The following is a 24,624-nucleotide window of genomic DNA, read 5'->3' on the forward strand; positions in this document are numbered from 1 at the left end:
CCCGGTGGTGACGTGGTGGTTGTGTGCAGGCGGTCAGCTGGGTCCCGTCGTCCACATGTGTGCGGGAAAAGCCCGAAGGATTTAGCTTTGCCGTGCCCATGTGGGCGAGGGGCTAGATACGAATTTTCGACCGGTCAGAAGCGGTGCAGCCGGGCCCAGTTAGTTGCGTATTGCAACAGTCTCGGTTGCTTGCTGCCGGATCCACCCGTTGGGTGATAGGTCTTCCGTCCTGCTCCACCATCCTCCGTAGTTCCAAGACTGTTTGTGTGCCATTTCCATGACGCCGAGGATGGCATTTGCGATCTGGTGATCCTTGATGCCCCCGAACACTGCACCTCGAATCTCAGCGTCATTTTCAAGCTTCTGGATGACGGGCATGACTCTGTGCTGGTGGTATGCGGCGCAGCTTGGATAGAAGGCGGCTGAGGCGGAGGCGTCGCCGACGGCTGCGAGCGAAAGGCAGCACCACAGGAAGTCGAACTGACACAGAGAATCGACAAAGGCATCAGATGATTCGGATATGGCATCCAAGGGGATGTCGGGACGAAGTTCCGGGTTTTCGAGCAGCAGCTCTGCAGAGAAGGCAATCAGGTTGCCACCCGATCCAGATTCATCTGATCGCACAAACAAGTTGGCTCGCGAGGCTTCCGTCAGGCCATGACGAATCCAGGACCGATATGAGTACGTTTCGTCGCCGATTCGCCTCAGGACAATGGCGGGGATTGCCTGGTACATGCCGCTACGAACTGCAGCTGCGCCAATGGCCATTACCCGAAGAATGATTTCAAGCCAACGGCCTGCTGCATGCTGTTTACCCTCTGTTCTCGTGGGAAGAAGGAGGTGAGTTTGGTACAGCTCGAAGAGAGCATCTATGGAATGCTTGACGACAGCCAGGTCGCCCAGAAGAAGCGCCTCCACAGCGACCGCAGCAATGCGATTCAGTGTCGCCGTCCGCTCTTCATCGCTAGCCACCGAGAGGTAGACCCCTTTCGCCGTAACCAGGAAGCGCCGAACTATCCGGTCGTTTTCTTGGACCAAGGCAGATCGGACTGACTCCGTGAAGGTTGCAGCGTCCATTCCAAGATCGGGGACTACGGGCGAAGGCGCTGCCGTGGTGCCAAAACCTTGGACCACACGCCGCAGCAGCTCATCGCTGTCGTGACGGGCGTCGGCACGTTCGTGGTCCCGGAAGTTACTTAGGACCTGTCTCCATGTCTGGTGAGTCACCAGTGCGTTGGTTGTTCCCAAACGCGTGAAAACCGTTCCTTCATGAAAGCGATAGATCGGCTTTCCGCCTGTAGGACTGGGCACAATTCCTGCCTTGGACATGACAGCGGGAATGCCGTCAGCTGGTGGCGCTATGTAAATGACCGCCATACATGCCTGCACCCCTTGCAGCATGAGCGTATGAACCTGGGAACGAATATCAACCGGCGCATCGACGTATCCGCCTACGATCTGAGTAAGCGCCGCTGAGTCGAACATCTCCTTTGTAGGTACAACAGCGTTCCGTGCCGGGGTGCCGTCGTCGTTCGCTCCGATAACGAGGTACCCGCCTCGGGGCAAGTTCATCATGGCAGCACAGTCCTTAATGAAGTCCAATTTTTTGGTCGGATTACCAAGGTCGAGTTCCGTCTTGAAATCCAAGTAGGGCTTCTCAGCGCCAAGAGCAAGAAGTTCGCCGAGCTTTTCTTCGCCAACCTTGCCGTCATAGGTAAATGGAGGTATCGGCCCGGGCAGTCCGGATGCGGCTTCGCTCATCCCTTGATCTTAGGCAATGGCTCAGACACCGGCCGAAGGCACTAGTCCGGTTCTGGGTTCCCGTTTGAGGTTCGTTTCCAATCGGTTCCATCGAGGCGGTAGCTCATGTACGCGGTGAAACGGTCCATGGGTTTGCCGCTAAGCTCTTCGGGGCGGGCCGGAACGGGTTCAATCTTCGTAAGTTTCTTGAACGATTCTCCAGCGGGGACCCGAAAACCTGCCGGTAGTTGCTCCTGCAGCGTCAGTGCTGGATCAACAGAAATACTTCTAATCACGGCGTCGTACTTAGAGTGGTTCTGTACTACGACGTGAACACTGTCCATCACTTGATTGCTATCCCGCCCGTAGCCACCGCCTCCTTGAAGAGCGACGGACACGTTGTTCGCTTCTTTGGCTCGCTGGCGTTCCCGTTCAGCTGCCGCTGCAACTTCCTTTCGATGTTCTTCTTCACGAGATCTCTCACGCTCTGCTTGATCTGAGCGAAAGCTCCTGACTGCCCAAAGCAAAGTAAGAACTGTCGCTATTGCTCCGAACCACGTACCAGTGGCTTCGATCCAATCCGGAGTCCAATTCTTCACCACTAACAGAGCGAACGACGCTCCAAGAGTGAGGCCACCGAGCCCCCAGATAGCGTGAACAAGGGCAGTATTTTGTCGTGAGGGCACCATTCCAGACTAGCCAGAGATTCTGCTTAGCCTGCTGTCTGTTGCTTAGCGAGGGCGCGGCTTACGCTCATCCGTCCAACCCCTAGTACCTGCGCGATTTCTGTGATGGGGGTCTTCTCGGCGTGCATGGTGCGTGCGGCGTTTACCTGAGCTTGGGTCATGGTTGAAGGGCGGCCGCCGACGCGGCCGCGAGCACGGGCTGCTTCGAGTCCTGCCCGGGTGCGTTCGAGCATTCTGCTGCGTTCGTGTTCTGCCAGTGCGGAGAAGATGTGGAAGATAAGCCTGCCGTCTGCGGTCGTGGTGTCGAGGAAGCTCTCGGTGAGAGATTTGAATTGGATGCCTCGTTGGTCCAGTTCTGTCACGATGCGGGCTAGGTCGGCTGTGGATCGTCCCACGCGGTCCAGCTTCCAGACCACCAAGACGTTTCCTGGCTGCAGGAACTCCAAGCACTTCTGCCATTCAGGCCGGTTCTGCGTGGAACCGGAGGCGTAGTCGGTGAAAGTGCGGATGACTCCAGCCCGATCCAGTGCGTCCTGCTGCATCTGGGGGTTTTGCTCGGCGGTACTGACGCGGGCGTACCCAATGAAGTTCGCGGTCACCGTGATTTGTCCTGTTCGGTGCCTCGCCCCTTGGTCTGCTTTGATGTTTCCGCTGTAGGAGCCTGGGCCGGTGGCCGCAGGGCGCCACGTGGCGAAACGGGGTAGGAGGCGTGTAACAGCTTCATGACCTTTTCCATCCGGGGATCCACGGACGCCCCTTGTTCCTGGTTCTTCTGGACCGGGTGCTGGCCAAGTGTCGGCGGGTTGGTGCGCAGCTGCTCGGCCCATCCGCTGAGCCGGGATTTGATCTGTGCCAGTTCGTGTTCTCCGACGCCGTACTCCTGCACTCGAAGAGTGGTGGAGATGCGTTTTACTTGGTCGAGCTGTCCGGCAAACATTTCGATGTCGAAACCGGGGTCGCGGTCAGCTGCGATGTCGAGCAGTTGCCCGTCAGTGAATCGCTTGGATTCCCTGATGGCGTCAAGGTCAAGGTAGTCGCGGACTTCAGCGCGGCTGTAGACAGCAACGACTTTGCTTCCCACGGCGTCCTCAAGACTCAGGACCGGGCCAATGGAAAGGGTTACCGGCTCGGCTGCGCGCCAGTCGACTCCAAGGTCCATTTCCACGGTTTGGCCGGTAGAGGATGTAACAGAGAAGTTCGCGAACTGCGGTGCGTTGCGGACCTCCACTACCTCGAGGCCACGCTCCCGCATCGCGGCCGCGAGGCGTTGTGTTGAAAGCGCGAAAGCCTCGGTGCTGGTGACGGATGTGAACAGGTCGATGTCCTGTGTGGGGCGGTCGATGATCCCGTGTTCCCTGATGGCTCCGGAGCCTGCCAAGGCGAAACCTCCGCTGGCCAAGGCATCAAGCGCCAGGCGCGTGACATCACGCTGGTATTCGACGTCCGACATTAGGAGTGCTGCGCCAGCTGCGGGAACTTGCTCTCCCACAAATCGCGGACGCGAACAGGAAGCATCAGCTCGTCCCACACCTTCACCAAAAGGCCGGCGTTGAGCAGCTGCTCCTGGTCTGCCCGCGTACCTTCCCGCAGGATCGCTTGATACGCCTTGAACACACCTTCGGGCTGCCCGAGGTCGCAGTCTGCCTGTGGTCCCCAGTACACGTGGTGTGGCAGCGTCAGAACGCCCTCCCCCGGCCCCTGCAGGGCATCAAGGCTTCCGGCCACTTCGTAGGGGATCACGTCCTGTATCAGGACCCGTGGCTCGTTGGAGTGGTCGCCTGCGCGCCTGGGCTTGAGGGTCGGCATTGGTCTCTCCTGTTGGTGCGGCGTTTGTTGCCGCTGCGCTTAGGTTAGCAAGGGTGCACGAAACTCAACACAGCGGACCGTTGTTCATTTTCCGGTTTCGTGCAGTGTTTCGTGCAAAAGCTGGGGTCCGGATTTCCCCACATGGCTCGGAGCCGGGGATCCCGGCGTCGAGGGCTCGGCGGGTGCACGAAAACGAACGATTCCGTGCAACCTCTTGCCATCCAGCATGATTGGCGGATGGATAAGTGGCAAACCGCCGAGTGGCTCGGATTTATTGCGATAGTTGTAGCAGTGCTCTTTGGCATCGGAGCTATCTGGGCAGCCCGCAGATTCGGAACGCGCCGCGGGAAAGTGCTTGTCGGGGCAACCTCCACGCCGCTGCTGGCATCCATCGGATCACAGGGCAACTATCTCGAGGTGACCTATAAGGACCGCGCTGTTGAAGACCCCCACCTCGTGAGGTTCCTTGTAACGAACATCGGCCCGCATGACATTACGCGGGACCAGTTCGATGAAGGAAAACTCTTCATTGAGCTTCAGACCGGAACGCTTTACGGCATAGTCTCCGTCGGCAGCACTGACGGAGTAAGCCCACAAGTACAAGCCTTGGCAATCAATGAAGAAGGCGACATAAGCATCGGTGCCATGCTCCTGCCGAAAGGCACCACGTGGGTCTTCGAATTCATAGTCGCGGGCCCTGGCCAGCCGAATCTTCGAGGCCGGTTGATCAATACAGACATCGTCGTTGGCGAGATAACAAGCACCGGCTTCTTACAGACGTATTCCACAAGCTTCCTGCTGGCCCTCCTTGAAGCAGTTCTGCCTTTCCCGATCCTCGTCCGAAAGAGGCGATAGCCGGCGCTCTAGCACTCCGCTTGGGTGAGTAGGGTTAGGGCATGAATGACCCGGCACTGCTCGGACGCGAACACCGTTGCCATCACGGTCACGGATGGTTCTGGTTGCTCGCCGTCATTTTCACTGTCGCCGCAGTCGGATCGCTCGTGCTGGTCGTGGTCGATCTCTTGATCGGCCGTGCAGCTGAGGGCGATCTGTTCATCGCGTTCCTCAATGCTCTGGCCGCAGTGGTGCTCTGGCGAGAGGTTTCTAACCAGGCGCGCACGTAACGCAGGCACCAGCTGCCTCGGCGTATTCGGCCACACGTGCACGAATACGACCGGTTGCGTGCGTCAAGATCAACCATCCAAGGGATCAATCTCATCCGGGGTGTAGCGCTCAACGTTTCCCTCGCTGTCTTCAAACTTCACCCAATGGAGCCCGCCGTCCTTCTTGGCAAAGTCCACAATTTTTCCCGTTTCGCCATCGGACTTGCGAACAGCCTTCAACGAACCAAACTCTTTTTCGAATCTTTCAAGACGTTTCTCGTGGTTAGCCGCGAACTGATCCATGCGTTCCCGCCCCTCGTCCTCGCGCATCATTGACTCCACAAGTCTCACGTAGGCGTCTGTGCGCGCAGACCGTGGATTCAGCCAGTCCATAGTCCGGTCCTTCGTCAATTGCCAGACCTCTAACGGTGAGATGGCGTGGGCTTCAGTGTTCGCCAGATTGCGTGTGAGATTCAGAATCTCATCAACCTTGTCTTCCAATGAACGTGTCGCAACAGGAGGCTTCTTTGCTCGTGAATTGCTAACCGATTCCTGGATGCTCTGCTCCAGCTCGGGCCAGAACTTGTCCAATGTCCTCTCCAAGACTTGTGGAGACAACGGCGTGGTGCACTTCTTATTGATCGTCGTCAGCAGACCTCTCACATCAGCCTCCGAATCGATCTCTGTGAGCTGTAGCTGTTTCATTGGGCCTGTGTAGTCGCTCTTCTTCACCCCGACAAGAATCGGGCACACTCCGGATTTTCCGAACTTGTTCAGGAGTGCTCCTGCTTCGAAGTTCAACCAGGTTTCGTGCGCGTTTTCAGGAGTAATGAAAACAAGTCCGATGTCCGTTTCGGCTAGGGCGGTCCGGATCATTTCGAACCAGGGTTCCCCCTTATCAATCTCCACAGAGATGAACGGTTCGCTGCACTCTTGGATAACGGTGGGGAGCCATTCGCCGAAGCACGTGGCGACTTCGAGGCTGAGCTCTTTGGACCAGCTGAGGAAAACTTTCATGCGCCGAGCATATCCATGGTTCGGAAGAGTCTGCGGCCGCCCTTCTGGTGCTTGTCCGGGTCCTGATCCTTTCAGTAGTCCTCCTCATCCTCCTCTGCCTCGCGCTTTCGGATTCGCGCGTACACGTCCTCCAACTCTTCTGTGACAGGTTCCTCGTCCGATATTCGGGCGATGTCATATCTGAAGAAATTCACGGTGGTTTGGGTCAGGGTCGGAGAGACAACCTCGCCCAGAATTGGGATCCCTTGACTTGTGTAATAGGTGGCAACATCAAGAATCTCCGCCACCCAGCGGACCTTGCGGTACAGCTTCAGGGTCACGCCTACAGATGGCACATACGTTGGAAGTGCTAGGTCTTCTCTGACTCTTTGGGAGGAGGATTCCAGCCCAACATCGGCCAGCTCCGCTTCGATCGCATATACCATCGCATCCTTGAGGGCAATTAGATCGAGTACTTCCTCTGGAACCGAAACTTTGGCAGCCAGCACGGACCATTCATTGAAGGTACTGACCTCTGGTTTGTCTTTCCAGAGAGAGTCCAAGTACTCGTACCGTCCGTCACCGTTGGCGAACCGTTCGACCATGTTTGTGAGTTCGGGATCGAGGTCATCCTCTGGCCTGGTGAGGTACTTCGCTCTCCTCATAGAAGTACCGAGTCCGGAAGGGACCAGCTCCTCAACAGCGTCGAGCAACCCGCCGATCTTGTGATTGTATTTTTTTAGTTTAGGGAACTCTCCGTTGGCGGCGTAGCCGTTGCAGGCGATAGCCAGCTTGCAAAGGCGCTCAAGCCCAGACGAGTAGGAGTACATGCCGACGTGAAGGGAATAATTCCGATCGTTTGAAAGCCTCCCTCCCCCTACACCCGGCTCTGTAGGCACAGAGCACAGCCGCCGAAGACCGGTGATAACCAATTCAGTGGCGAACTGGGTCTCGGCCACCAGGCTGTCCCACATCAAGCGGCTCTCTACGGCCATGTATTCACAATCCTCTACTCACTTTGCTTGGTGTCGGGGCCAGCCTATCGACCGACCCCGAACGCCATAATGCTTAGGACGTGAACTCGGCCGCCAGCTCCACTCAGCCCAGGCCGGTCGTCACCCGTGGCCGGGAGAAATCAGCGAGACCTCTCTGAACAGATTCAGCAAGGACAGGGCCCCGGTGCGCCTAACGCTGGTCGAGCCACTCGTGGTCGAGGTGGCTTGCCTGGCTTCGGCCGGATCATTTACCGGTCCTCTCTGGCTGCCGATTCGGCCCGGGTCCGTCTCCCTGGACGGAGTTCGCCTGCTTCGACTCCCGGCCATTTCCGGCCGTCGTTGTACTTGCGCTGCAGGCGTCGCAGCTCCAGGCCCCGGAGTTTACGGAGGGGCTAGACGGGGTGGAGCGGACACATAGAATCCGAAGGACAGCAGCCAAAAACGTCGTAGACACACAGGACCGGGCACGGCGGAGCTCTGCGACGTCGGGACCGGGCCCAACAGTCGGCCACGGAGCGAAGCGGAGTGGACGCCCAAAAGGGTGCGAGCCCTGCGAGCATGCTCCCGTCCTGAGTCTTGTCAGACTGGGTTGGTACGGTGAACGTGTCCCGCCTGGTTTCCCCCAATCCCAGGCGGGACACTTATGTCAGAAGGAGAGGTGGACAGTGGGACTGCGAAACATTCTGAGCAGGCGCCGCAAAGCAGTCGGGCCCTCCATGGCTGTGCCGGCCGGAGAATTGGCTGAGCTGGAGGCGGCCTGGGCGGAACTGCGGCTGACGGTCGATGAGTCCAACGTGACATCGTTCCGTGCCTGCAGCCGCAACGGGCGCTCCTGGGCCGAAGACCCGCGGCAGTGCGGCAGATCGCTGCCACGATCGGGCGCATCATGAGACGAACGAATAGCGGATCTACTTCGAGAGTGACCCCGACGGCGCGGCAACCATAGGAGAGTCGATGGCCGAGTCCATCCCAGTAGCTTTGGAGCCACCTGTTGCCGTCGCCTTGGCCAAACTGATCAAGGCTTTCCCCGGTCCGGGTGCGTTGCCGGGTGGGGTTTGGATGGAACCCAAATGGGATGGCTTTATTCACTGGACTCTGTCAAGCGGTGTCCTGGTGCCGTTTTCGAGTAAGCGTGCACCAGCCCTGCGCGGGACCAGGACCTCGGACTCTATTTGTGGCTCGGATCTGGGCTAAGACTGGGAGTAAATCTCAGGAGTGAAGGGTGCCGATCATGATGTGGGGTTATGGACAAGGCATGGTGTGGATGTGGCTTTGGGTTCCTCTGCTACTTGTCGGCATCGCGTTGCTTGTATTTCTGGCAATAAGGGTCTTTGGCGGCGGCCGTGGCGGTTACGTGCCTACAGGCCCACACGGGTCAGGCGTCCCGCCGCCGGCGAAAGGGAGCAGGGCCCGCCAGATCCTCGAGGAGCGCTTTGCGAAAGGGGAGCTCACGGCAGACCAGTACCGCGAGGACCTCAATGTGCTCGGTGAGGACCCGTAGTGCAAGCCGTCAGCCGTCGCCAGGCGCTGTTGCTGGGCGGTTTCGGCATGGCAGCAACAGCGGCCGGTAGTGCCGGGCTGGTCTGGACCCTGACCTCGCGAGAGCATCCCGTTACGGGACGTGAGCTGACCCAGCCTCCCGAGGAACGGAGTGCAAACGGCCAGCTGCAAGTACGGCTCGAAGCCGCACCCGGACAAATGTTGCTTGCCGGTCAGCAGGCCGCAGCCCTTGGTTATAACGGCAGCATCCCCGGCCCAACGCTTCGAGTACGGCCCGGCGATATCCTGAGAATTGGGCTGGTCAACAACCTGGCCCAAGCCACAAACCTGCACGTGCACGGACTCCACGTGTCCCCGGAAGGCAGCGGGGACAATGTCTTCGTCTCGGTGGACCCCGGTGACACCTTCGACTACGAATACAAACTACCCGCGGATCACCCCCCGGGCGTGTACTGGTATCACCCCCACCATCACGGCATGGTCGCCGATCAAATCTTCGCGGGCCTCTTTGGAGCGATCATCGTCGAGGACCCCGAGCGCATCGATTCGAGTGTGGAGCGTGTACTGGTCATTTCGGACACCACCCTGGACGGTCTGGGCAATATCGCGGCGGTCCCTGAGATGGATCGAATGATGGGCCGGGAGGGTGACCTGATCCTGGTCAACGGTCAAAGCAATCCGCAACTCACTGCCCGCCCCGGGCAACGAGAAAGGTGGCGCATCATCAACGCATGCGCTGCCCGCTACCTCCGGCTGCGGCTCGACGGTCAGCAGTTGCAGCTCCTCGGCATGGACTCCGGCCGCTTCCCGACACCGAAGACACTGGATGAACTTCTACTCACGCCCGGAAACCGGGCAGACCTCCTCGTGACCGCAGCAACCGGCGACTCCGCCCTGCGCGCGTTCTACCAGGACCAGGGAACCATGGAGGGAATGATGAGACCAAGGCGCGGAACACGGAGCCCTGCAGACCAGCCGGACGGCGCGGCACTGGCCACTCTCCGCGTAGCGGGCGAACCGATCGCATCCCTGACGGCCGTGCCCACCCTGCGGGGGCTGGGAGACCTGAGATCAGCCTCCGTCGCCGCACGCCGGCAGATCATTCTGGCCGCCGGCATGGGCATGGGCATGGGCGGGGGCATGATGCGTTTCACGATCAACGGCAGGGAATTCGACGAAACCCGAACAGACACGACGGTAGCGGCCGGGGACGTGGAGGAGTGGACGCTGACCAACACCAGCCCCATGGATCACCCGTTCCACCTGCATGTCTGGCCAATGCAAATCATCGAGGAGAACGGCCAAGGCACGGACACTGCCATCTGGCAGGACGTGGTGAACGTACCCGCAAACGGGCATGTAAAGGTCAGAATCGCGTTCAAGGACTTCAGTGGACGCTCCGTCTATCACTGCCACATCTTGGACCACGAGGACCTCGGCATGATGGGCGTCATCGAAGTCCGTTGAATATCGCACTCAGAAATCTCGAACCACTTGGTGGGAAACGAGCATCACTTGTCCTTTATACCCCCTGGGGGTATATTGATGGTGTTGTCAGTGAGTGGTATGTCGCGGAGGACCGCCGGGTTTCCTCTTTACATCCGTTCAACCACAGCACCCATCGCATCTTCTGCAATGAATGGAACTGACATGCAAACACCATCACGTACCGAACTGCCTTTGGCTGCCTCCTCTTCGGGCTGCGGCTGCTGCTCCACCGATCCCCGCCCCACTTTGCCAATCGAAACGGGCGTTGAGTACGGCGTGGAAGGCCTGACCTGCGGGGGCTGCGTGGCCAGCGTCGAGCGGGCCGTCAAGGCCCTCGATGGCGTCGACACCGCGTCCGTTGACCTCGTCCCAGGCGGAATCTCCCGCCTGATCATCACCGGATCCGCCGGACCATCTGCAGTCCGGGATGCCGTCACCTCGGCTGGATACGGCCTGACCAGCAGCTAGTCCACACACGTTCGGTCGACGCCGCCCTCGGGCGATGCTTGGGACCGTACCTGGAGGAGCACACCATGACAGAAAACACCCATCACCACGACCACCCGTCACCGGTCAGCCAAGCCGACCCGGCCGAAGCGTCAGCACATCAGGTGCCCGGCACTGGGGCGCCATCGCACCAGCACCACGCCCACCCGCAGGGACACGGCACCCAGGACGATCATGCGGTGCATAGCCACGGCCAGCATGCCGGGCACAGCACCGCAATGTTCAAGGACAGGTTCTGGCTGACGCTGGCACTGTCGGTCCCGGTCGTGTACTTCAGCCCGATGTTTGGGCACCTGCTCGGGTACATGCCGCCGGAGTTCCCGGGTTCGGCCTGGATCCCGCCCGTTCTTGGAACAGTGATCTTCTTCTATGGCGGCATGCCGTTCCTCAAGGGCGGCCTGAATGAAGTGAAGACCCGGCAGCCGGGCATGATGCTGCTGATTGCCATGGCCATTTCTGTAGCGTTCGCCGCGTCCTGGGCCACCAGCCTGCGGATCGGGAACTTCGATCTGGACTTCTGGTGGGAGCTGGCGTTACTGGTGGCCATCATGTTACTGGGCCACTGGATCGAGATGCGCGCTCTCGGCTCCGCCCAAGGCGCCTTGGACGCCCTGGCGGCATTGCTGCCGGACGAAGCCGAACGCGTCACCGACACCGGGATCGAAACGGTCCCGGTTTCCGAACTGGAGAGTGGGGATGTTGTTCTGGTCCGTTCCGGGGCGCGGATGCCCGCGGACGGCACCATCGTTGACGGGCAAGCCGAGTTCGACGAGTCCATGATCACCGGGGAATCCAAAACAGTGCTGCGTTCCGTGGGAGACCCGGTGGTGGCCGGGACCGTGGCCACGGACAACACCGTCCGCGTCACAGTGACTGCGGTCGGGGACGACACGGCGCTGGCCGGCATCCAACGGTTGGTTGCTGAAGCCCAGGCCTCGTCCTCGAAAGCCCAGGCCCTCGCGGACCGGGCAGCGGCGTTCCTGTTCTACTTCGCCACGATCGCCGGTGTCATCACCTTCATTGCCTGGCTACTGATGGGCAGCCTGCCCGAGGCCGTCACCCGCACGGTCACAGTCCTCGTGATCGCCTGCCCCCACGCCCTCGGGCTGGCCATTCCACTGGTCATCGCGATCTCCACCGAACAGGCCGCCCGGGCCGGGGTGCTGATTAAGAACCGGATTGCTCTGGAGCGGATGCGTACCGTCGACATTGTCCTGTTCGATAAGACCGGCACCCTGACCAAGGGCGAACCCGAGCTGAAGGACGCTGCCGCCATAGAAGGGACCAGCACCGACGAGCTCTTAGCGCTGGCCGCGGCCGTGGAATCCGACAGCGAACATCCCGTCGCCCGCGCCATCGTCCGGGCAGCCCACAACAAGGGCCTGGAATTGCCTCCCGCAACGGGCTTCACATCGATGACGGGCCGTGGCGTGCGCGCAACGGTCCAGGGCCGCACCGTCCAGGTGGGCGGACCGGCGCTGCTGCGCGAACTCGGCCTCACCGAGTCCGAAACCCTGGCCGCGGCCACGCGTGAATGGATGGGACGCGGCGCGGCCGTGCTGCACGTCATCGACGAGGACCAGGTTCTGGGGGCGGTCAGCCTGGAAGACGCCATCCGGCCCGAATCCCGGCAGGCAGTGGCCGCCCTGCAGAACAGGGGCGTAAAGGTCGCTATGATCACCGGTGACGCCAAGCAGGTAGCCGCCGCGGTGGGAGCCGAGCTGAACATCGATGAGGTCTTCGCAGAAGTCCTTCCCGCCGAAAAGGACAAGAAAGTCGCCGAACTGCAGGCCCGTGGACTCAAAGTCGCGATGGTCGGAGACGGCGTGAACGACTCCCCGGCCCTGGCCCGGGCTGAGGTCGGCATCGCCATCGGCGCTGGCACCGACGTGGCCATGGAATCAGCCGGAGTGATTCTGGCCGGCAACGACCCCCGGGCGGTACTGTCCATGGTTGACCTGTCCCGGGCCAGCTACAAAAAGATGTGGCAGAACCTCGTGTGGGCCACCGGATACAACATCATCGCCGTCCCGCTGGCCGCTGGCGTCCTGGCTTTCGCCGGGATCGTTCTGTCCCCCGCGGCCGGGGCGGTGCTGATGTCGGTCTCCACCATCGTGGTCGCCCTCAACGCCCAACTGCTCCGGCGGGTGAAACTGAACCCCTCGCAGGTTCGTTGACCACGTAGTGCCACCGGCACCGACGCACCCATCCCACGGGACCCATGCGTGGGTGCCGGTAGCCTTGAAAGAACCAGTACCCAGGGAGGAGGACCAGCATGGCCGCGCAACGCACCATCGCCGGATCCGCCCTGCTCACGGCGACACTGCTGGCAGCAGTCCTGGCCATCATCGCCGGAATCCTTGGCATGCACGTCATGACAGGCACCCACTCGGCACGCTCGGCCGCGGCGGTTCCCGCAGACATGACGGCTACGGCGGCTCAGGCCGCAGCCGGAAACCCGTCCGGCCATGGCGGCCATCAGCCCCCATCATCCGGGGCTACTGCCACGGAGGAGCTGTCCACCTCCCATGGTGCAGTGTCCCCGGCCCAGTGCTCCTGTTCAGGGAACTGCTCCAGCGAGCACTCCATGACCGCGGCTTGTATCCCCTCGGCCGCGGCCGGCGTCCTTGCCGCGCCGGTACCCACCGAGGCGCCTTCGATTACAGCCCCAACGCTGGATTCCACCTTCGCGGTCTGGAATCTGTGGTCCTACCGTCCCGGCGGTCCTTCACCGGGTGAACTGTCCATCAGCAGAACATAGACGCTATCCGCCCGGGCCCAAGCCTGGCACCTTACGTTGCGACCGGAAACCAACCACTGTCTTTCCGGCGCGTCTTTGATGGATTTACCCACCCCCCCCCTTTCAGGGGCGCCTTCGCGTCCCCTAAAACCTTTTGAAGGACTTGATCATGATGAACACCAAGAAGTTTGTGCCCCTTGCAGCTACGGCCGTCGCCGCGGTGATCGCCCTCGCAGGCTGCGGTTCCTCCGGTGGTTCCGGTTCCTCCGCGACCTCCATGCCGGGAATGGACAACGGCAACAGCTCCTCCAGCACCTCCACCCCTGCCGCGAACGCTTCTGCCCACAACTCTGCGGACGTGATGTTCGCCCAGATGATGATCCCGCACCACGCACAGGCCGTGGAGATGAGCGACATGATCCTCAAGAAACAGGACGTCCCTGCCGAGGTCACAGCCCTGGCTACCCGCATCAAGGACGCACAGGGACCGGAAATCGAGAAGATGACCGGCTGGTTGCAGGGTTGGGGCGAGCCGACGCAGGTGCCCACCGGGCACAGCATGGACGGCATGATGGGCGCCGAAGACATGACCAAACTGGAAGCCGCCCAGGGTGTGGAGGCCGCGAAGCTGTTCCTGACCCAGATGATCGCCCACCACGAGGGCGCCGTAACGATGGCCAAGACCGAGACCACGGACGGCAAAGACCCCGCAGCCGTTCAGCTGGGCAAGGACATCGTCAGCGCCCAGGAAGCCGAAATCAAGGAAATGCAGACACTGCTGGCCAGCCTCTAAGCCAATCCCTAAAGGACCGGCCCTGCACCAATCAAGCGGGACCGGCGTCTCCGCATTTCCTTCCAACCCTGGAGCTTTCCCATGCAACCCTTCACCCGTGCGGCATCGCGTCGCGGCATCTTGCTTTCCGGGGCGGCGCTCGTGCTCGCTCTGGCAGCCTGCACCCCGGCCAACCCACCCACGACCACGGCGCCGTCAATCGAACTGAGCGACGAGGCCCTGCCCAGTAGCCACGTCCATGGTTTGACCGTCGATCCCGATACCAGCCAGGTGCTCCTGGCCACCCACGACGGGCTTTTCGACGTCACGAAACAACCCGCCACCAAGATCGGTAGGACGAACGATCTGATGGGATTCACTGCCGGCGAGGACGGCGTTTTCTACGCCTCCGGACACCCCGGTCCCGGATCGGACCTGCCCAATCCCTTCGGACTCATCAAATCCACCGACGGAGGACAAAGTTGGGAGAAACTCTCACGCCAAGGTGAATCTGACTTCCACGCCATGACCGCCACGAAAACCGGGATCATCGCGTACGACGGGGAACTTCGCCACAGCCCCGACGGAAAGACCTGGAACACCGTGGCCGCCATGTTCGCACCAGCAGTCCTGGCCGGCCACCCGGACAGCGAGACCATACTGGGCACCACCACCGAGGGAATCCAACGCTCCACCGATGGTGGAGAGACCTGGTCGCTGGATAAGTCCGGGCCAGTGATCCAATACGCGGCCTTCGCCACACCCGACGAAGCCGCTGGCGTCGCCCCTGACGGGACCACCTATTACTCGGCAGACGCCGGGGCCAGCTGGACGAAAAAGGGCCGGGTCGATGGTGAAGTGATGGCCATAGCAGCACTCAAGGGTGCCGATGGCAGTCCTTGGGTGTGGGCTGCCACGCCCGAGGGGATCGTGGTGTCAACGGACGGCGGCACCACTTTCCGCCCGACAGACGCTTCGTGACAGTCTGCTGCCTACGGGCAAACTGGACCCTGCCCGGCCTGGCGGGCTGCGCGGACCGGGTTTAGGGTGGGCGTGATGGCCGGGCAGGCCGGCCCTCACGCCCACAGAAGACAGGAGCCGGCCATGTCCCACCACATCAGCGCGATGATCGATTCCCACCCGGAAGCCGCGGGCGGGATGGAAAGGGAGAAACTGGCCGAATGTATCGCGGCCTGTTTTGAATGCGCGCAAACCTGCGGTGCTTGTGCCGACGCGTGCCTGGGTGAGGACATGGTCGCCGAGCTGACCACCTGTATTCGTACGGACCTGGATTGCGCCGACGTCTGCGCTGCGACCGGTGCTGTCCTCAGCCGACAAACCGGCACCAACCCGGAGACTGTCCGGGCAATGCTGGAAGCGTGCCGGACCGCCTGCGGCGTGTGCGCTCAAGAATGCGAGCAGCATGCCGGGATGCACGGACACTGCAAAATCTGTGCGCAGGCCTGCCGCCGCTGTGAGGCCGCCTGCGCCGACTTACTGGCTGCCCTCGCCTAAATCATGTGGCGGACTGATGCGCCTCGGGTCGTAACCCGGCCATGGTGATCCCGACAAGCTTGCGCAGCAGCAGGGGTCACTCCCCCCGCGGCGCCCAGGGCGTGTAGGCAGTAAGCCGCCAACGCCTCAGGGGCAGTGTCAGTCCTGATCACGCCTTCGTTCGCTCCTTCAGCCAGCAAATCTGCGAGGAAGCCGTTCAAGTGTTGTTCTGCGTCTCCGACGTGGGGGCGGGCATGCAGCAGTACCGCCTGTTCGCTGCCGTGTCCGGAATGTGCCATCAGCGCGTAGGCGCCCAGAACTTCTTCCAGCTTCCGCCAAGGCCCCCCGGCAGCGGTGTCCTTAATACGGGCGAGCTGCTGCAGGTGAGAGCCGATGTGGCGATCGTGCCAGGCGTCCAGGACGGCCTCCACATCGGGAAAATACTTGTACAGTGTCGCCCGTCCGATACCGGCGTCCTGGGCGATCTGCGACATCGTTACCCCGGTTAGGCCGTAATAGCCGTCCGCCCGGGGCCACAAATACTTGACACAGCCACGCGTATGCCTCCAGAACCTCTTCGAGCTTCTGGAGGTGGGTGAGGCTGTCCTCAAGTGCACTAACTTCCCCGAGCCACTGTTGGCTTCAGTGAGGCGTCAGCGCGGAACCCTTACGACAGGTGCGAGGATCATGTCATCGACCTTAGGCACGGCGAGCTTGAGCCGCTTCCCGGCGGTATGGATGATCACTTCGGCATCGGCCATGCCGAGCCGGCCATCGATCATAAGTGTCGCTGTTCCTTGGAGGCGGTGCCCGGACCAGCGCAGCTGGAGCTTCGGGACTCCAAGGACACCTGGTGTAGTTTCCAGTGCATGCTGTGCTGTGTCGAGCAGGTCGGGTTCGATGCCGTCCATGAGTCGTCGTCCGATGCTGCGGACGGTGCCCCATAGCAGGACGAGAATGGCTGCTGAGATCAGTAGCCCGACGATCGGGTCGGCCAACGGGAAGCCGAGCATGACGCCCGCGGCGCCGAAAACGACGGCCAGGGACGTGAAGCCGTCGGTGCGGGCGTGGACACCGTCGGCTACCAAGGCGGCTGAACCGATGCGGCGGCCGACGCGGATCCGATAGATGGCCACGGCTTCGTTTCCGGCGAACCCTATGAGACCTGCCGCGAAAACCCACCAGAGGTTGCTCAATGGCTGGGGGTTCAGGAGCCGCTCAACTGACTGCCAGGCTGCCACTACCGCGGACATGGCGACCACCGCGACGATGGACAGACCTGCGAGGTCTTCGGCGCGCCCGAACCCGAAGGTGTAGCGGCGGGTCGCGGCACGCCGTCCCAGGATGAACGCAACCCACAGCGGGACGGCTGTCAGGGCGTCGGAGAAATTATGGATCGTGTCGGCCAATAACGCCACCGAACCGCTGATGAGAACAACCAGAAATTGCAGAACCGTGGTGGCCAGCAGCAGGAATAGGCTGATTTTCAAGGCCTTCACGCCTTCTGCGCTGGCCTCCATCGCATCATCGATGGAATCGGCAGCATCGTGGGTGTGCGGAACAAAGAGCTCCACCAACCAGCTCCTAAATCCCGAATGATGCTGGTGGCCATGCCCGTGATCGTCTCCGTGGTCGTGATGGTGCTCTTCGCCGTGCGGCGCGTGGTGACCGCTGACGGGTCCCCGAATGCTCATGATGCAGGTCTGCTCTCATTGCGGTGGTGGGCCGGCTCTGCGCCGAGAGCATGTTCAGCCTGGAAGATCGCATCGGCCACCAGTTGCCGGGCGTGCTCGTTCTCCAAGCGGTACAGGACTTTGGTTCCGTCCTGGCGGGTGGAAACCATCCGCGCTAAACGCATCTTGGCCAGATGCTGGGACACTGCGGCCGGGGACTTTCCGATCAGTTCAGCCAGCGCCCCTACAGCCATTTCGCCGTCCCGCAACGCGAGGATGATGCGGACCCTGGTCGCGTCGGCGAGCATGGCGAAGACCTCGACGGCCAGTTCCACGTACTGGCTGTCCACTCCCAAGGAGCACATTCTGTTATCTGCATTCATACGCACATAATGGCACAACTGCTCCTGCGTTAGCCATTGGATCCCGATGCATGACGACGGTCTTCGCTTCTGGGCGGTGCGTAAAACGGGGAAACCCTGCGCCTTCGAATAATGAACTCCGCCAGGTGTACGGAGCTCGATCCGTCGAGTGTGGAAGTCCAGGTATCCACGTCACAGACAAGGTAAAACGTGATTTTATCGGGTCCCCTAACTGCTACTTTTCGGTATGCCTAACTTTCCTCTATCCTCATATCAGAACGCCCCGATGATGAGGACTGATGATGGCTGCTCCCGCTCTTGATACCCGCCCCGCGCCCCGAAAGGTGTGGTCCCGACTCCTGCTTCTGGGTCCGGCCTTCGTGGCCGCGATCGCCTATGTGGATCCTGGCAACGTGGCCGCGAACCTCACCGCTGGTGCGAACTACGGGTATCTGCTCGTGTGGGTGTTGGTGGTCGCCAACGCCATGGCCGTTCTGGTGCAGTACCAATCGGCGAAGCTGGGTTTGGCCACGGGTATGAGTCTTCCTGAGATTCTTGGTAAAAGATTGGGGACCAAGCGCCGCCGGTTGTATTGGGTGCAGGCGGAGATCGTTGCCGGTGCCACGGACATGGCCGAGGTAATCGGCGGTGCCGTCGCCCTGAACCTGCTGTTCGGCCTTCCGCTATTGGCCGGAGGAGTCATCATCGGCGTAGCCTCCATGCTGCTGCTGGCGCTGCAGTCCCACCGGGGTCAGCGTTCATTTGAATACGCGATCCTGGTGCTCCTTGGCGTCATCGCCGTCGGATTCATGTCCGGATTGTTCGTCAATCCCCCTGATGGCGGAGCTGCCCTTGGCGGTTTGGTTCCTCGCTTTGAGGGCACCGACACGGTCCTGCTGGCGGCGAGCATGCTCGGAGCCACGGTCATGCCGCACGCGATCTACCTGCACTCGGCCCTGGCCCGGGACCGGCACGGCTTCTCCGAGGATCCTGCCGTGCGGACCCGCCTGATCCGGGCCACCCGTTTCGACGTTGTCGGTGCCTTGCTGCTCGCTGGTGTGGTGAACATTTCGATGCTGCTGCTGGCCGCGTCCAGCTTGCGCGGCATCGAGGGAACAGACACCATCGACGGAGCCCACGCTGCAGTGACCTCGGCACTGGGTCCGGCCATCGGCGTCATTTTCGCTGTCGGGTTGCTGGCCTCCGGTCTGGCCTCAACGTCAGTCGGTTGCTACGCCGGCGCGACCATCATGGGCGGGCTCTTGAAGGTCCGAATCCCCCTGCTGACCCGCCGGGTCATCACCCTCATTCCGGCGCTGATCATTCTGGGAGCAGGTATCGAACCGACCCTGGCCCTGGTGTTGAGCCAGGTGCTGCTCAGTTTCGGCATCCCGTTCGCTTTGATCCCCTTGATCCGGCTCACGGGCAAACGCGACGTGATGGGCATCCACACCGATGGCAAAGCCCTGAAGATCGCCGGCTGGACCAGCGCCAGCTTGATCGTCGGACTCAACATCGTCCTCATCACCCTCACCCTCAGCGGCCAATCCTGAGACCAGGCCCGAAAGCCGGGTCATTCCTAACCTTTGGCCACGGTTTCCACCCAGAGGGCCGCGGCTGCCTCGTCACCAAGGGCGAGGTCTTCCCCGGAGGCGGCGAGACGAACAGGTATCCCGGCGGCGAAGGCTTTGCGTTCACCGACGATGAGTTGCGTGCCCGGGACGAGGCCATGCCCGGCGAAGTAGCGGAGCATCTCGGCACTCTCATCCGAGACCCTCCGAATGATCACCGCATCCCCGGGCCGCACAGCACCCAACGGCACCGCGTCGGCCCGGTCCAAGTGTTCGCCCGGTAATGGGATCGGATCACCGTGTGGATCGTGCCGTGGGTAGCCAAGAAGGGCGTCGATCCTGGCGATGAAAATATTCGAGACTGCGTGTTCGAGCACCTCAGCCTCATGATGGACCTCGTCCCAGCGGTAACCGAGGTTCTCGACCAGAAACGTCTCCAGGAGCCGGTGCCTCCGGACCATCGCCAGGGCGTATTCCTCACCGGTCGGGGTCAGTTCCACACCGCCATAACGGGCGTGCGTCAGCAAACCCTGCGCCGCGTATTTCCGGATACCTTCCGAAGCGGTCGAAGCGCTGACTCCGAGCCGATCCGCGACAAGGCCCACCGTAACCGTCTCGTCGGACCACTCCTGCGCGGACCACACTACCTTCACGTAGTCCTGGGCAACGGCCGTCAGGTCCGAGGCCTGTGGTGTCGCATTTTTTCTGCTGTTACTCATGATGTTGGGTGGCTAAGCCTCGATCCTGCGGCCCTGGGAGATGAGTGTCTGCACCAACAATAGCGATACGACTGAACGCTCATAGATATGGACGGGTGTCCGGAGCCTTCACAAGTCGTCAGTCCGAGGGCAGGACGCATACAGAACCATAACTGTGACAGCAGTCTCTACCGATAACATCCGAGCACTGCGCTATCATCGTCGTATGACGAATCAATTTGGCGGTTCCGTGGACGGGTGTGCTCCGCTGGATCCCGCGGCGGCGCTGTTTCACTCCCTTAGCGATCCGACGCGCCTGGGCATTGTGAAGCGAATGGCCGGCGGTGAGGTCCGCGTGGGTGAGCTCGCCAGCGAGCTGGGATTGGCTCAGTCGACGGTCTCGGCGCATGTGGCGTGCCTGCGGGATTGCGGCCTGGTGGAAGGCCGGGCCCAGGGCCGCAGTGTGTACTACTCGCTGTCCCGTCCGGAACTGATGGACATGCTTGCTCAGGCCGAGGTCCTGCTGGCTGCGACCGGCAACGCGGTCAGCCTCTGCCCGAATTACGGCAACGGAAGCACCCGCGTCGTGTTGTCCAACGTAGAACTAACGAAGGAGCACACTCGATGAGTGACGCTTGCTGCAGTGACGACAAGCCCGAGACCGCGGCAGAGGAAGCGGAGGAAGCACTCGGTTTTTGGCAGATCAACGAGATCAGGGCCGCAGCGGTCGCTGGCGTGCTCCTCCTGGCCGGGTGGATCCTGTCCCTGACGGGCGGTCCGGACTGGCTGCGCCTTGTCCTGGAAATCGGGGCGCTGCTGGTCGCTGCATGGACGTTCGTTCCCTCCACCCTCCGTCGACTGGCCAGGGGCAAGATCGGTGTCGGGACCCTGATGACGATTGCTGCTGCCGGCGCGGTAGCGCTGGGCGAATACGAGGAAGCGGCGATGCTCGCTTTCCTCTATTCAATTTCCGAAGGTCTGGAGGAATACTCTCTGGCCAAAACCCGGCGCGGTCTGCGGGCCCTGTTGGACTTGGTTCCCGTCGAAGCAACCGTCCTGCGCGGCGGGACGGAGGTCACCGTCGACCCCGGTGAGCTCGTTCCCGGAGACCGGATGATCGTTCGTCCGGGTGAACGTGTTGCCACCGACGGTCGCATTATCACCGGCCGCACATCGCTGGACACATCGGCCCTGACCGGTGAATCCGTACCCGTAGAGGTCGGCCCCGGCAGCGACGTCTACGCCGGGTCCATCAACGGCACCGGGCCGCTGGAACTCGAAGTCACCAGCACCGCGGAGAACAACTCGTTGGCCAGAATCGTGCACATCGTCGAGGCCGAACAGTCCCGAAAGGGCCCCGGCCAGCGTCTTGCGGACAACATCGCCAGGAAACTCGTCCCCGGCATCCTGCTCGCCGCCGCACTGATCATTGGCTTCGGCTTCATCATCGGAGAGCCGTTGCTGTGGTTTGAACGCGCCCTCGTCGTCATCGTCGCCGCATCACCGTGTGCGCTGGCCATCTCCGTACCCGTCACCGTCGTCGCCTCCGTCGGCGCCGCAAGCCGTATCGGTGTGCTCATCAAGGGCGGCGGCGCGCTTGAAACTCTCGGCAAAATCCGCACCATCGCCCTGGATAAGACCGGCACACTGACGCGGAACAGGCCCGAAGTCATTGACGTCGCCACGGCCGGTACCGTGGCCCGCGAAGATGTCCTGGCCCTCGCGGCCGGGCTGGAAGCCCGCAGCGAACACCCCCTTGCCCGCGCCATCCTTGCCGCATCCCCTGCCCGGGTCGAGGTAACCGACGTCGACACGGTCCCCGGAGCCGGTCTGGAAGGCCTTTTCGAGGGTAAAACCGTCCGACTGGGCCGCCCGGGCTGGATCACCCCCGGTTCCCTTGCCGGGGAAGTCGAGCGGATGCAAACGGCGGGTGCGACCGCCGTTTTGATCGAATCCGCCGGGGAGGTCATCGGTGCCGTAGCAGTGCGTGACGAGCTGCGTCCCGAAGCCCGGGACGTGATTGCCCGGCTGCGGGCCTCCGGGTACACCACCGCCATGCTCACCGGGGACAACACGATCACGGCCAATGCCTTGGGCAAGGACGCCGGCATCACCGAAGTCCACGCCGACCTTCGCCCGGAAGACAAGGCCGAGATTATCCGGACGCTGAAGTCCCGCCAGCCCACCGCCATGGTCGGTGACGGCGTCAACGACGCCCCGGCACTGGCCACCGCCGACACCGGAATAGCGATGGGGGCAATGGGCACCGATGTCGCGATCGAAACCGCGGACATCGCCCTGATGGGCGAGGACCTGAACCACCTGCCGCAGGTGTTGGACCACGCCCGCAGGACCCGGTCCATCATGCTGCAGAACGTGGGCTTGTCCCTGCTGTTGATCGCGGTCCTGATCCCGCTGGCCTTGTTCGGGCTCCTCGGCTTGGCCGCGGTTGTTCTGATCCACGAACTGGCCGAAATCGTGGTGATCGGCAATGGGGTCCGTGCCGGCCGTATCAAGGCATCTCGGATGGAAAATCCCGCACCGGCGTTGTCGGACACTTCCCGGGTTTCCGCATGAGTGCCACGAGCACCAGACGGCCCCGGACAGGACGGGCCGTCCTCGGGCTCGGCGCCCTCGCCCTGGCCGCCCTGGATCTGCTGGTCAAGACCGTTGTGGTCCAGACAATAGGTGATGGCAGGGTCCTGGACTTCGGTCTGGTCAACCTCAAGCTCGGCTATAACACCGGTGTCGCGTTAAGCCTCGGCGCGACCTTGTCCCCGTGGGTAGTGGTCGTTGCGACCACAGTAATCGTCGCAGCGCTGGCGGTATTCCTGTTCCGTGCGGTCCCCCGGTTCGGCACGCTATCCCGCACCGGCGCTGCTTTCCTTCTCGGCGGCGCCCTGGGCAACCTCGTGGACCGGATGGACGGAGCAGGCGTCGTTGACTACCTGCATACCGGATGGTTCCCGACCTTCAACCTGGCTGACGTGTTCGTCGTCGGCGGAGTTGGCCTGCTGATTCTGGGCACCATACTCTTCCCCGCCGCGCGCAGCGAAGAGGACTGAACCGTTGGACATTGGTGAATACTTTGCCTCGACGGTGACCTCCGGGGCCCTGATCCTGGCGTTGCCCCTGGCCGCCGCAGCAGGTCTGGTGTCGTTCCTCTCTCCGTGCATCCTTCCGCTGGTTCCCGGCTACCTGGGCTTCGTCTCAGGGCTCACCGACCCAACGCAGCCGCGGAACAGGCGACGGGTCCTCTCGGGGGTGGCACTGTTCATCCTCGGCTTCGGCGCCGTCTTCACCCTCTACGGGGCAGCCTTCGGAGCCATCGGCTCCTGGCTGATCCGCTGGCAGGACCCACTCATGAGGGGACTGGGCGTCGTGGTCATCATCATGGGCCTGGTCCTGCTCGGACGGTTCTCCTGGCTCCAGCAAACCCGCAAATTCCAGGGTCCAGGACGCGGTGGGCTCTCCGGAGCCCCGCTCCTGGGCATCGTCTTCGGCCTCGGATGGACCCCCTGCATGGGCCCAACGCTCAGCGCCGTGCTCAGCCTGAGCGTCACCGCCGGCAGCGCCTGGCGCGGGGCACTGCTGGCCTTCATCTACTGCCTGGGACTCGGCATCCCCTTCGTCCTTGTCGCTCTGGGCTTGAACTGGGTCTCGAAGGTCCTATCGGTGGTCCGCAAGCACATTCGGGCCGTCAACACCGGCGGCGCCGTCATGCTCATCATCCTGGGGGTCCTGATGGTAACCGGGGTGTGGGTGCAATGGATCTACCAGCTGCAGAACCTGGCAGGGACGTTCCTGATGCCCGTCTAGCCACCAAGACCCCGCACGCAGACACAATCAAGCAAGGACCGAGAACATGATCAACCAACCAGAGCCACGGCGGCGCCCCGGACGCCGCACCATCCTGGGCTTGGGCGCGGCAGTACTTGCCCTCACCGGCTGCGCAGCCCCGGACGATCTGGCCCAGCAGGCCAAGGCCGGCGATGACAAGAACTACATCGCCGGGGACGGGTCGGTCAACGAATACCCACCCGGATCACGCGGGGCCGCGGTCGCCTTGGAAGGCCGGCTGTTTGACGGGCAAAAAGTTGCTGCCCGGGACTGGGCAGGCAAAGTCGTGGTCCTCAATTTCTGGTACGCGGCCTGCGCTCCGTGCCGGGCGGAGGCCCCGGACCTGGCCGCCCTGCACACGGAATTCAAAGACCAAGGCATCTTGTTCTACGGCGTCAACGTCCGCGACGACGCAGCCACGGCCGAAGCCTTCGAACGGACCTTCAAGGTCGACTACCCCAGCTTCGATGACAGCAACGGCGGCATCCTGCTGGCCATGACCGAGTACGTCCCGCCCCGTGCAGTCCCCACCACCCTGGTGCTGGACACTCAAGGCCGCGTCAGTGCCCGGATCCTGGGGATCTCCCAAAAAGGCACTTTGAAGGCACTGATCACTACCGCAGCTGCGGGATCATGATTACCAAGCCCGCCGC

27 protein-coding genes are annotated in these 24,624 nt (G+C 62.0%); 16 read left to right on the forward strand and 11 right to left on the reverse strand.

Annotated features, from left to right (window positions below):
- Nucleotides 1-159 precede the first annotated feature (159 nt).
- The 5 genes from MOD31_RS11015 to MOD31_RS11035 all read right to left on the reverse strand — a co-directional run bounded on the left by MOD31_RS11015 (nucleotide 160) and on the right by MOD31_RS11035 (nucleotide 4,232).
- On the reverse strand, nucleotides 160-1,761 hold the full coding sequence (locus MOD31_RS11015) for a helix-turn-helix domain-containing protein (RefSeq protein ID WP_250820587.1): 1,602 nt from the start codon (nucleotides 1,759-1,761) through the stop codon (nucleotides 160-162).
- Nucleotides 1,762-1,802: 41 nt separating this feature from the next.
- A complete protein-coding gene (locus tag MOD31_RS11020; protein WP_250820588.1) occupies nucleotides 1,803-2,342 on the reverse strand; it encodes a hypothetical protein in 540 nt (179 codons plus the stop codon).
- Between the two features lie 110 nt (nucleotides 2,343-2,452).
- The gene (locus tag MOD31_RS11025; RefSeq protein WP_250820589.1) at nucleotides 2,453-3,025 is read right to left on the reverse strand and encodes a recombinase family protein; all 573 of its coding nucleotides are present in this window, start codon (nucleotides 3,023-3,025) and stop codon (nucleotides 2,453-2,455) included.
- The gene (locus MOD31_RS11030) at nucleotides 3,022-3,876 is read right to left on the reverse strand and encodes a nucleotidyl transferase AbiEii/AbiGii toxin family protein (RefSeq protein ID WP_250820590.1); all 855 of its coding nucleotides are present in this window, start codon (nucleotides 3,874-3,876) and stop codon (nucleotides 3,022-3,024) included. Before MOD31_RS11030 ends, MOD31_RS11025 begins: the two co-directional genes overlap by 4 nt.
- Entirely contained in the window at nucleotides 3,876-4,232 is a 357-nt protein-coding gene (locus tag MOD31_RS11035; RefSeq protein WP_250820591.1) for a transcriptional regulator, read from the reverse strand. Before MOD31_RS11035 ends, MOD31_RS11030 begins: the two co-directional genes overlap by 1 nt.
- Nucleotides 4,233-4,469: 237 nt before the next feature.
- On the opposite strand from MOD31_RS11035, the gene MOD31_RS11040 reads away from it, so the two are divergent.
- Both MOD31_RS11040 and MOD31_RS11045 read left to right on the forward strand, forming a co-directional pair.
- The gene (locus MOD31_RS11040) at nucleotides 4,470-5,087 is read left to right on the forward strand and encodes a hypothetical protein (RefSeq protein WP_250820592.1); all 618 of its coding nucleotides are present in this window, start codon (nucleotides 4,470-4,472) and stop codon (nucleotides 5,085-5,087) included.
- A 41-nt stretch (nucleotides 5,088-5,128) separates the two neighbouring features.
- A complete protein-coding gene (locus MOD31_RS11045; protein WP_250820593.1) occupies nucleotides 5,129-5,356 on the forward strand; it encodes a hypothetical protein in 228 nt (75 codons plus the stop codon).
- A gap of 69 nt (nucleotides 5,357-5,425) precedes the next feature.
- Here MOD31_RS11045 and MOD31_RS11050 read toward each other — a convergent pair whose 3' ends face one another.
- Complete coding sequence (locus tag MOD31_RS11050) at nucleotides 5,426-6,352, reverse strand: hypothetical protein (RefSeq protein WP_250820594.1); 927 nt, start codon at nucleotides 6,350-6,352, stop codon at nucleotides 5,426-5,428.
- Between the two features lie 71 nt (nucleotides 6,353-6,423).
- Nucleotides 6,424-7,326: a hypothetical protein gene (locus MOD31_RS11055; protein ID WP_250820595.1), complete on the reverse strand. Its 903-nt coding sequence runs from the start codon at nucleotides 7,324-7,326 to the stop codon at nucleotides 6,424-6,426.
- Nucleotides 7,327-8,557: 1,231 nt separating this feature from the next.
- On the opposite strand from MOD31_RS11055, the gene MOD31_RS11060 reads away from it, so the two are divergent.
- From MOD31_RS11060 to MOD31_RS11095, 8 genes are all read left to right on the forward strand, one after another.
- Nucleotides 8,558-8,827 carry an SHOCT domain-containing protein gene (locus MOD31_RS11060; RefSeq protein ID WP_250820596.1) on the forward strand — a complete coding sequence of 90 codons (270 nt, stop codon included), beginning with the start codon at nucleotides 8,558-8,560 and terminating at the stop codon, nucleotides 8,825-8,827.
- Nucleotides 8,827-10,293: a multicopper oxidase family protein gene (locus MOD31_RS11065; protein WP_250820597.1), complete on the forward strand. Its 1,467-nt coding sequence runs from the start codon at nucleotides 8,827-8,829 to the stop codon at nucleotides 10,291-10,293. Before MOD31_RS11060 ends, MOD31_RS11065 begins: the two co-directional genes overlap by 1 nt.
- Nucleotides 10,294-10,476: 183 nt before the next feature.
- The gene (locus tag MOD31_RS11070) at nucleotides 10,477-10,782 is read left to right on the forward strand and encodes a heavy-metal-associated domain-containing protein (protein WP_250820598.1); all 306 of its coding nucleotides are present in this window, start codon (nucleotides 10,477-10,479) and stop codon (nucleotides 10,780-10,782) included.
- A 65-nt stretch (nucleotides 10,783-10,847) separates the two neighbouring features.
- On the forward strand, nucleotides 10,848-12,998 hold the full coding sequence (locus MOD31_RS11075; protein ID WP_250820599.1) for a copper-translocating P-type ATPase: 2,151 nt from the start codon (nucleotides 10,848-10,850) through the stop codon (nucleotides 12,996-12,998).
- Nucleotides 12,999-13,096: 98 nt separating this feature from the next.
- Nucleotides 13,097-13,582 (forward strand): hypothetical protein, encoded by a 486-nt coding sequence (locus MOD31_RS11080; protein ID WP_250820600.1) that lies wholly within the window; start codon nucleotides 13,097-13,099, stop codon nucleotides 13,580-13,582.
- 148 nt (nucleotides 13,583-13,730) lie between these two features.
- Complete coding sequence (locus MOD31_RS11085) at nucleotides 13,731-14,354, forward strand: DUF305 domain-containing protein (RefSeq protein WP_250820601.1); 624 nt, start codon at nucleotides 13,731-13,733, stop codon at nucleotides 14,352-14,354.
- An 81-nt stretch (nucleotides 14,355-14,435) separates the two neighbouring features.
- Nucleotides 14,436-15,314, forward strand: coding sequence for a F510_1955 family glycosylhydrolase (locus MOD31_RS11090; RefSeq protein WP_250820602.1), 879 nt, complete (start codon nucleotides 14,436-14,438; stop codon nucleotides 15,312-15,314).
- Between the two features lie 123 nt (nucleotides 15,315-15,437).
- Entirely contained in the window at nucleotides 15,438-15,848 is a 411-nt protein-coding gene (locus MOD31_RS11095) for a four-helix bundle copper-binding protein (RefSeq protein ID WP_250820603.1), read from the forward strand.
- Here MOD31_RS11095 and MOD31_RS11100 read toward each other — a convergent pair.
- The 3 genes from MOD31_RS11100 to MOD31_RS11110 form a co-directional block, all read right to left on the reverse strand.
- Complete coding sequence (locus MOD31_RS11100) at nucleotides 15,845-16,321, reverse strand: TetR/AcrR family transcriptional regulator (protein ID WP_250820604.1); 477 nt, start codon at nucleotides 16,319-16,321, stop codon at nucleotides 15,845-15,847. The genes MOD31_RS11095 and MOD31_RS11100 overlap by 4 nt on opposite strands.
- 159 nt (nucleotides 16,322-16,480) lie before the next feature.
- Nucleotides 16,481-17,521, reverse strand: a complete 1,041-nt coding sequence (locus tag MOD31_RS11105) for a cation diffusion facilitator family transporter (RefSeq protein WP_250820605.1) — start codon at nucleotides 17,519-17,521, stop codon at nucleotides 16,481-16,483.
- A complete protein-coding gene (locus MOD31_RS11110) occupies nucleotides 17,518-17,883 on the reverse strand; it encodes a metalloregulator ArsR/SmtB family transcription factor (RefSeq protein WP_250820606.1) in 366 nt (121 codons plus the stop codon). Before MOD31_RS11110 ends, MOD31_RS11105 begins: the two co-directional genes overlap by 4 nt.
- A gap of 281 nt (nucleotides 17,884-18,164) precedes the next feature.
- Between MOD31_RS11110 and MOD31_RS11115 the strand changes: the two genes are divergently transcribed.
- A complete protein-coding gene (locus MOD31_RS11115; RefSeq protein WP_250820607.1) occupies nucleotides 18,165-19,415 on the forward strand; it encodes an Nramp family divalent metal transporter in 1,251 nt (416 codons plus the stop codon).
- A 26-nt stretch (nucleotides 19,416-19,441) separates the two neighbouring features.
- Here MOD31_RS11115 and MOD31_RS11120 read toward each other — a convergent pair whose 3' ends face one another.
- On the reverse strand, nucleotides 19,442-20,152 hold the full coding sequence (locus MOD31_RS11120) for a metal-dependent transcriptional regulator (protein WP_250820608.1): 711 nt from the start codon (nucleotides 20,150-20,152) through the stop codon (nucleotides 19,442-19,444).
- Nucleotides 20,153-20,357: 205 nt separating this feature from the next.
- Here MOD31_RS11120 and MOD31_RS11125 point away from each other — a divergent pair, with 205 nt between their 5' ends.
- From MOD31_RS11125 to MOD31_RS11145, 5 genes are read left to right on the forward strand one after another with little or no spacing between them, the layout of a single operon-like run.
- Nucleotides 20,358-20,759: a helix-turn-helix transcriptional regulator gene (locus tag MOD31_RS11125; protein ID WP_250820609.1), complete on the forward strand. Its 402-nt coding sequence runs from the start codon at nucleotides 20,358-20,360 to the stop codon at nucleotides 20,757-20,759.
- Nucleotides 20,756-22,708, forward strand: coding sequence for a cation-translocating P-type ATPase (locus tag MOD31_RS11130; RefSeq protein WP_250820610.1), 1,953 nt, complete (start codon nucleotides 20,756-20,758; stop codon nucleotides 22,706-22,708). The genes MOD31_RS11125 and MOD31_RS11130 overlap by 4 nt, the downstream gene beginning before the upstream one ends.
- Nucleotides 22,705-23,196, forward strand: a complete 492-nt coding sequence (lspA, locus tag MOD31_RS11135) for a signal peptidase II (protein WP_250820611.1) — start codon at nucleotides 22,705-22,707, stop codon at nucleotides 23,194-23,196. The genes MOD31_RS11130 and lspA overlap by 4 nt, the downstream gene beginning before the upstream one ends.
- Nucleotides 23,197-23,200: 4 nt before the next feature.
- Nucleotides 23,201-23,950, forward strand: coding sequence for a cytochrome c biogenesis CcdA family protein (locus tag MOD31_RS11140; protein WP_250820612.1), 750 nt, complete (start codon nucleotides 23,201-23,203; stop codon nucleotides 23,948-23,950).
- A gap of 46 nt (nucleotides 23,951-23,996) precedes the next feature.
- Nucleotides 23,997-24,608: a TlpA disulfide reductase family protein gene (locus MOD31_RS11145; RefSeq protein WP_250820613.1), complete on the forward strand. Its 612-nt coding sequence runs from the start codon at nucleotides 23,997-23,999 to the stop codon at nucleotides 24,606-24,608.
- Nucleotides 24,609-24,624 lie beyond the last annotated feature (16 nt).

It is taken from the genome of Paenarthrobacter sp. TYUT067 (assembly GCF_023656375.1).
Lineage (GTDB): Bacteria > Actinomycetota > Actinomycetes > Actinomycetales > Micrococcaceae > Arthrobacter.

What these genes read in the sequence shown, in the direction of transcription:
- MOD31_RS11095 (WP_250820603.1), top strand. Translation starts at nt 15,438, where the DNA reads ATGTCCCACCACATCAGCGCGATGATCGATTCCCACCCGGAAGCCGCG.
- MOD31_RS11130 (WP_250820610.1), top strand. Translation starts at nt 20,756, where the DNA reads ATGAGTGACGCTTGCTGCAGTGACGACAAGCCCGAGACCGCGGCAGAG.
- MOD31_RS11085 (WP_250820601.1), top strand. Translation starts at nt 13,731, where the DNA reads ATGATGAACACCAAGAAGTTTGTGCCCCTTGCAGCTACGGCCGTCGCC.
- MOD31_RS11070 (WP_250820598.1), top strand. Translation starts at nt 10,477, where the DNA reads ATGCAAACACCATCACGTACCGAACTGCCTTTGGCTGCCTCCTCTTCG.
- MOD31_RS11030 (WP_250820590.1), bottom strand. Translation starts at nt 3,876, where the DNA reads ATGTCGGACGTCGAATACCAGCGTGATGTCACGCGCCTGGCGCTTGAT.
- MOD31_RS11055 (WP_250820595.1), bottom strand. Translation starts at nt 7,326, where the DNA reads ATGGCCGTAGAGAGCCGCTTGATGTGGGACAGCCTGGTGGCCGAGACC.
- MOD31_RS11075 (WP_250820599.1), top strand. Translation starts at nt 10,848, where the DNA reads ATGACAGAAAACACCCATCACCACGACCACCCGTCACCGGTCAGCCAA.
- MOD31_RS11105 (WP_250820605.1), bottom strand. Translation starts at nt 17,521, where the DNA reads ATGAGCATTCGGGGACCCGTCAGCGGTCACCACGCGCCGCACGGCGAA.
- MOD31_RS11040 (WP_250820592.1), top strand. Translation starts at nt 4,470, where the DNA reads ATGGATAAGTGGCAAACCGCCGAGTGGCTCGGATTTATTGCGATAGTT.
- MOD31_RS11090 (WP_250820602.1), top strand. Translation starts at nt 14,436, where the DNA reads ATGCAACCCTTCACCCGTGCGGCATCGCGTCGCGGCATCTTGCTTTCC.
- MOD31_RS11015 (WP_250820587.1), bottom strand. Translation starts at nt 1,761, where the DNA reads ATGAGCGAAGCCGCATCCGGACTGCCCGGGCCGATACCTCCATTTACC.
- MOD31_RS11035 (WP_250820591.1), bottom strand. Translation starts at nt 4,232, where the DNA reads ATGCCGACCCTCAAGCCCAGGCGCGCAGGCGACCACTCCAACGAGCCA.
- MOD31_RS11080 (WP_250820600.1), top strand. Translation starts at nt 13,097, where the DNA reads ATGGCCGCGCAACGCACCATCGCCGGATCCGCCCTGCTCACGGCGACA.
- MOD31_RS11110 (WP_250820606.1), bottom strand. Translation starts at nt 17,883, where the DNA reads ATGAATGCAGATAACAGAATGTGCTCCTTGGGAGTGGACAGCCAGTAC.
- MOD31_RS11145 (WP_250820613.1), top strand. Translation starts at nt 23,997, where the DNA reads ATGATCAACCAACCAGAGCCACGGCGGCGCCCCGGACGCCGCACCATC.
- MOD31_RS11120 (WP_250820608.1), bottom strand. Translation starts at nt 20,152, where the DNA reads ATGAGTAACAGCAGAAAAAATGCGACACCACAGGCCTCGGACCTGACG.
- lspA (WP_250820611.1), top strand. Translation starts at nt 22,705, where the DNA reads ATGAGTGCCACGAGCACCAGACGGCCCCGGACAGGACGGGCCGTCCTC.
- MOD31_RS11100 (WP_250820604.1), bottom strand. Translation starts at nt 16,321, where the DNA reads ATGTCGCAGATCGCCCAGGACGCCGGTATCGGACGGGCGACACTGTAC.
- MOD31_RS11050 (WP_250820594.1), bottom strand. Translation starts at nt 6,352, where the DNA reads ATGAAAGTTTTCCTCAGCTGGTCCAAAGAGCTCAGCCTCGAAGTCGCC.
- MOD31_RS11060 (WP_250820596.1), top strand. Translation starts at nt 8,558, where the DNA reads ATGATGTGGGGTTATGGACAAGGCATGGTGTGGATGTGGCTTTGGGTT.
- MOD31_RS11115 (WP_250820607.1), top strand. Translation starts at nt 18,165, where the DNA reads ATGGCTGCTCCCGCTCTTGATACCCGCCCCGCGCCCCGAAAGGTGTGG.
- MOD31_RS11125 (WP_250820609.1), top strand. Translation starts at nt 20,358, where the DNA reads ATGACGAATCAATTTGGCGGTTCCGTGGACGGGTGTGCTCCGCTGGAT.
- MOD31_RS11045 (WP_250820593.1), top strand. Translation starts at nt 5,129, where the DNA reads ATGAATGACCCGGCACTGCTCGGACGCGAACACCGTTGCCATCACGGT.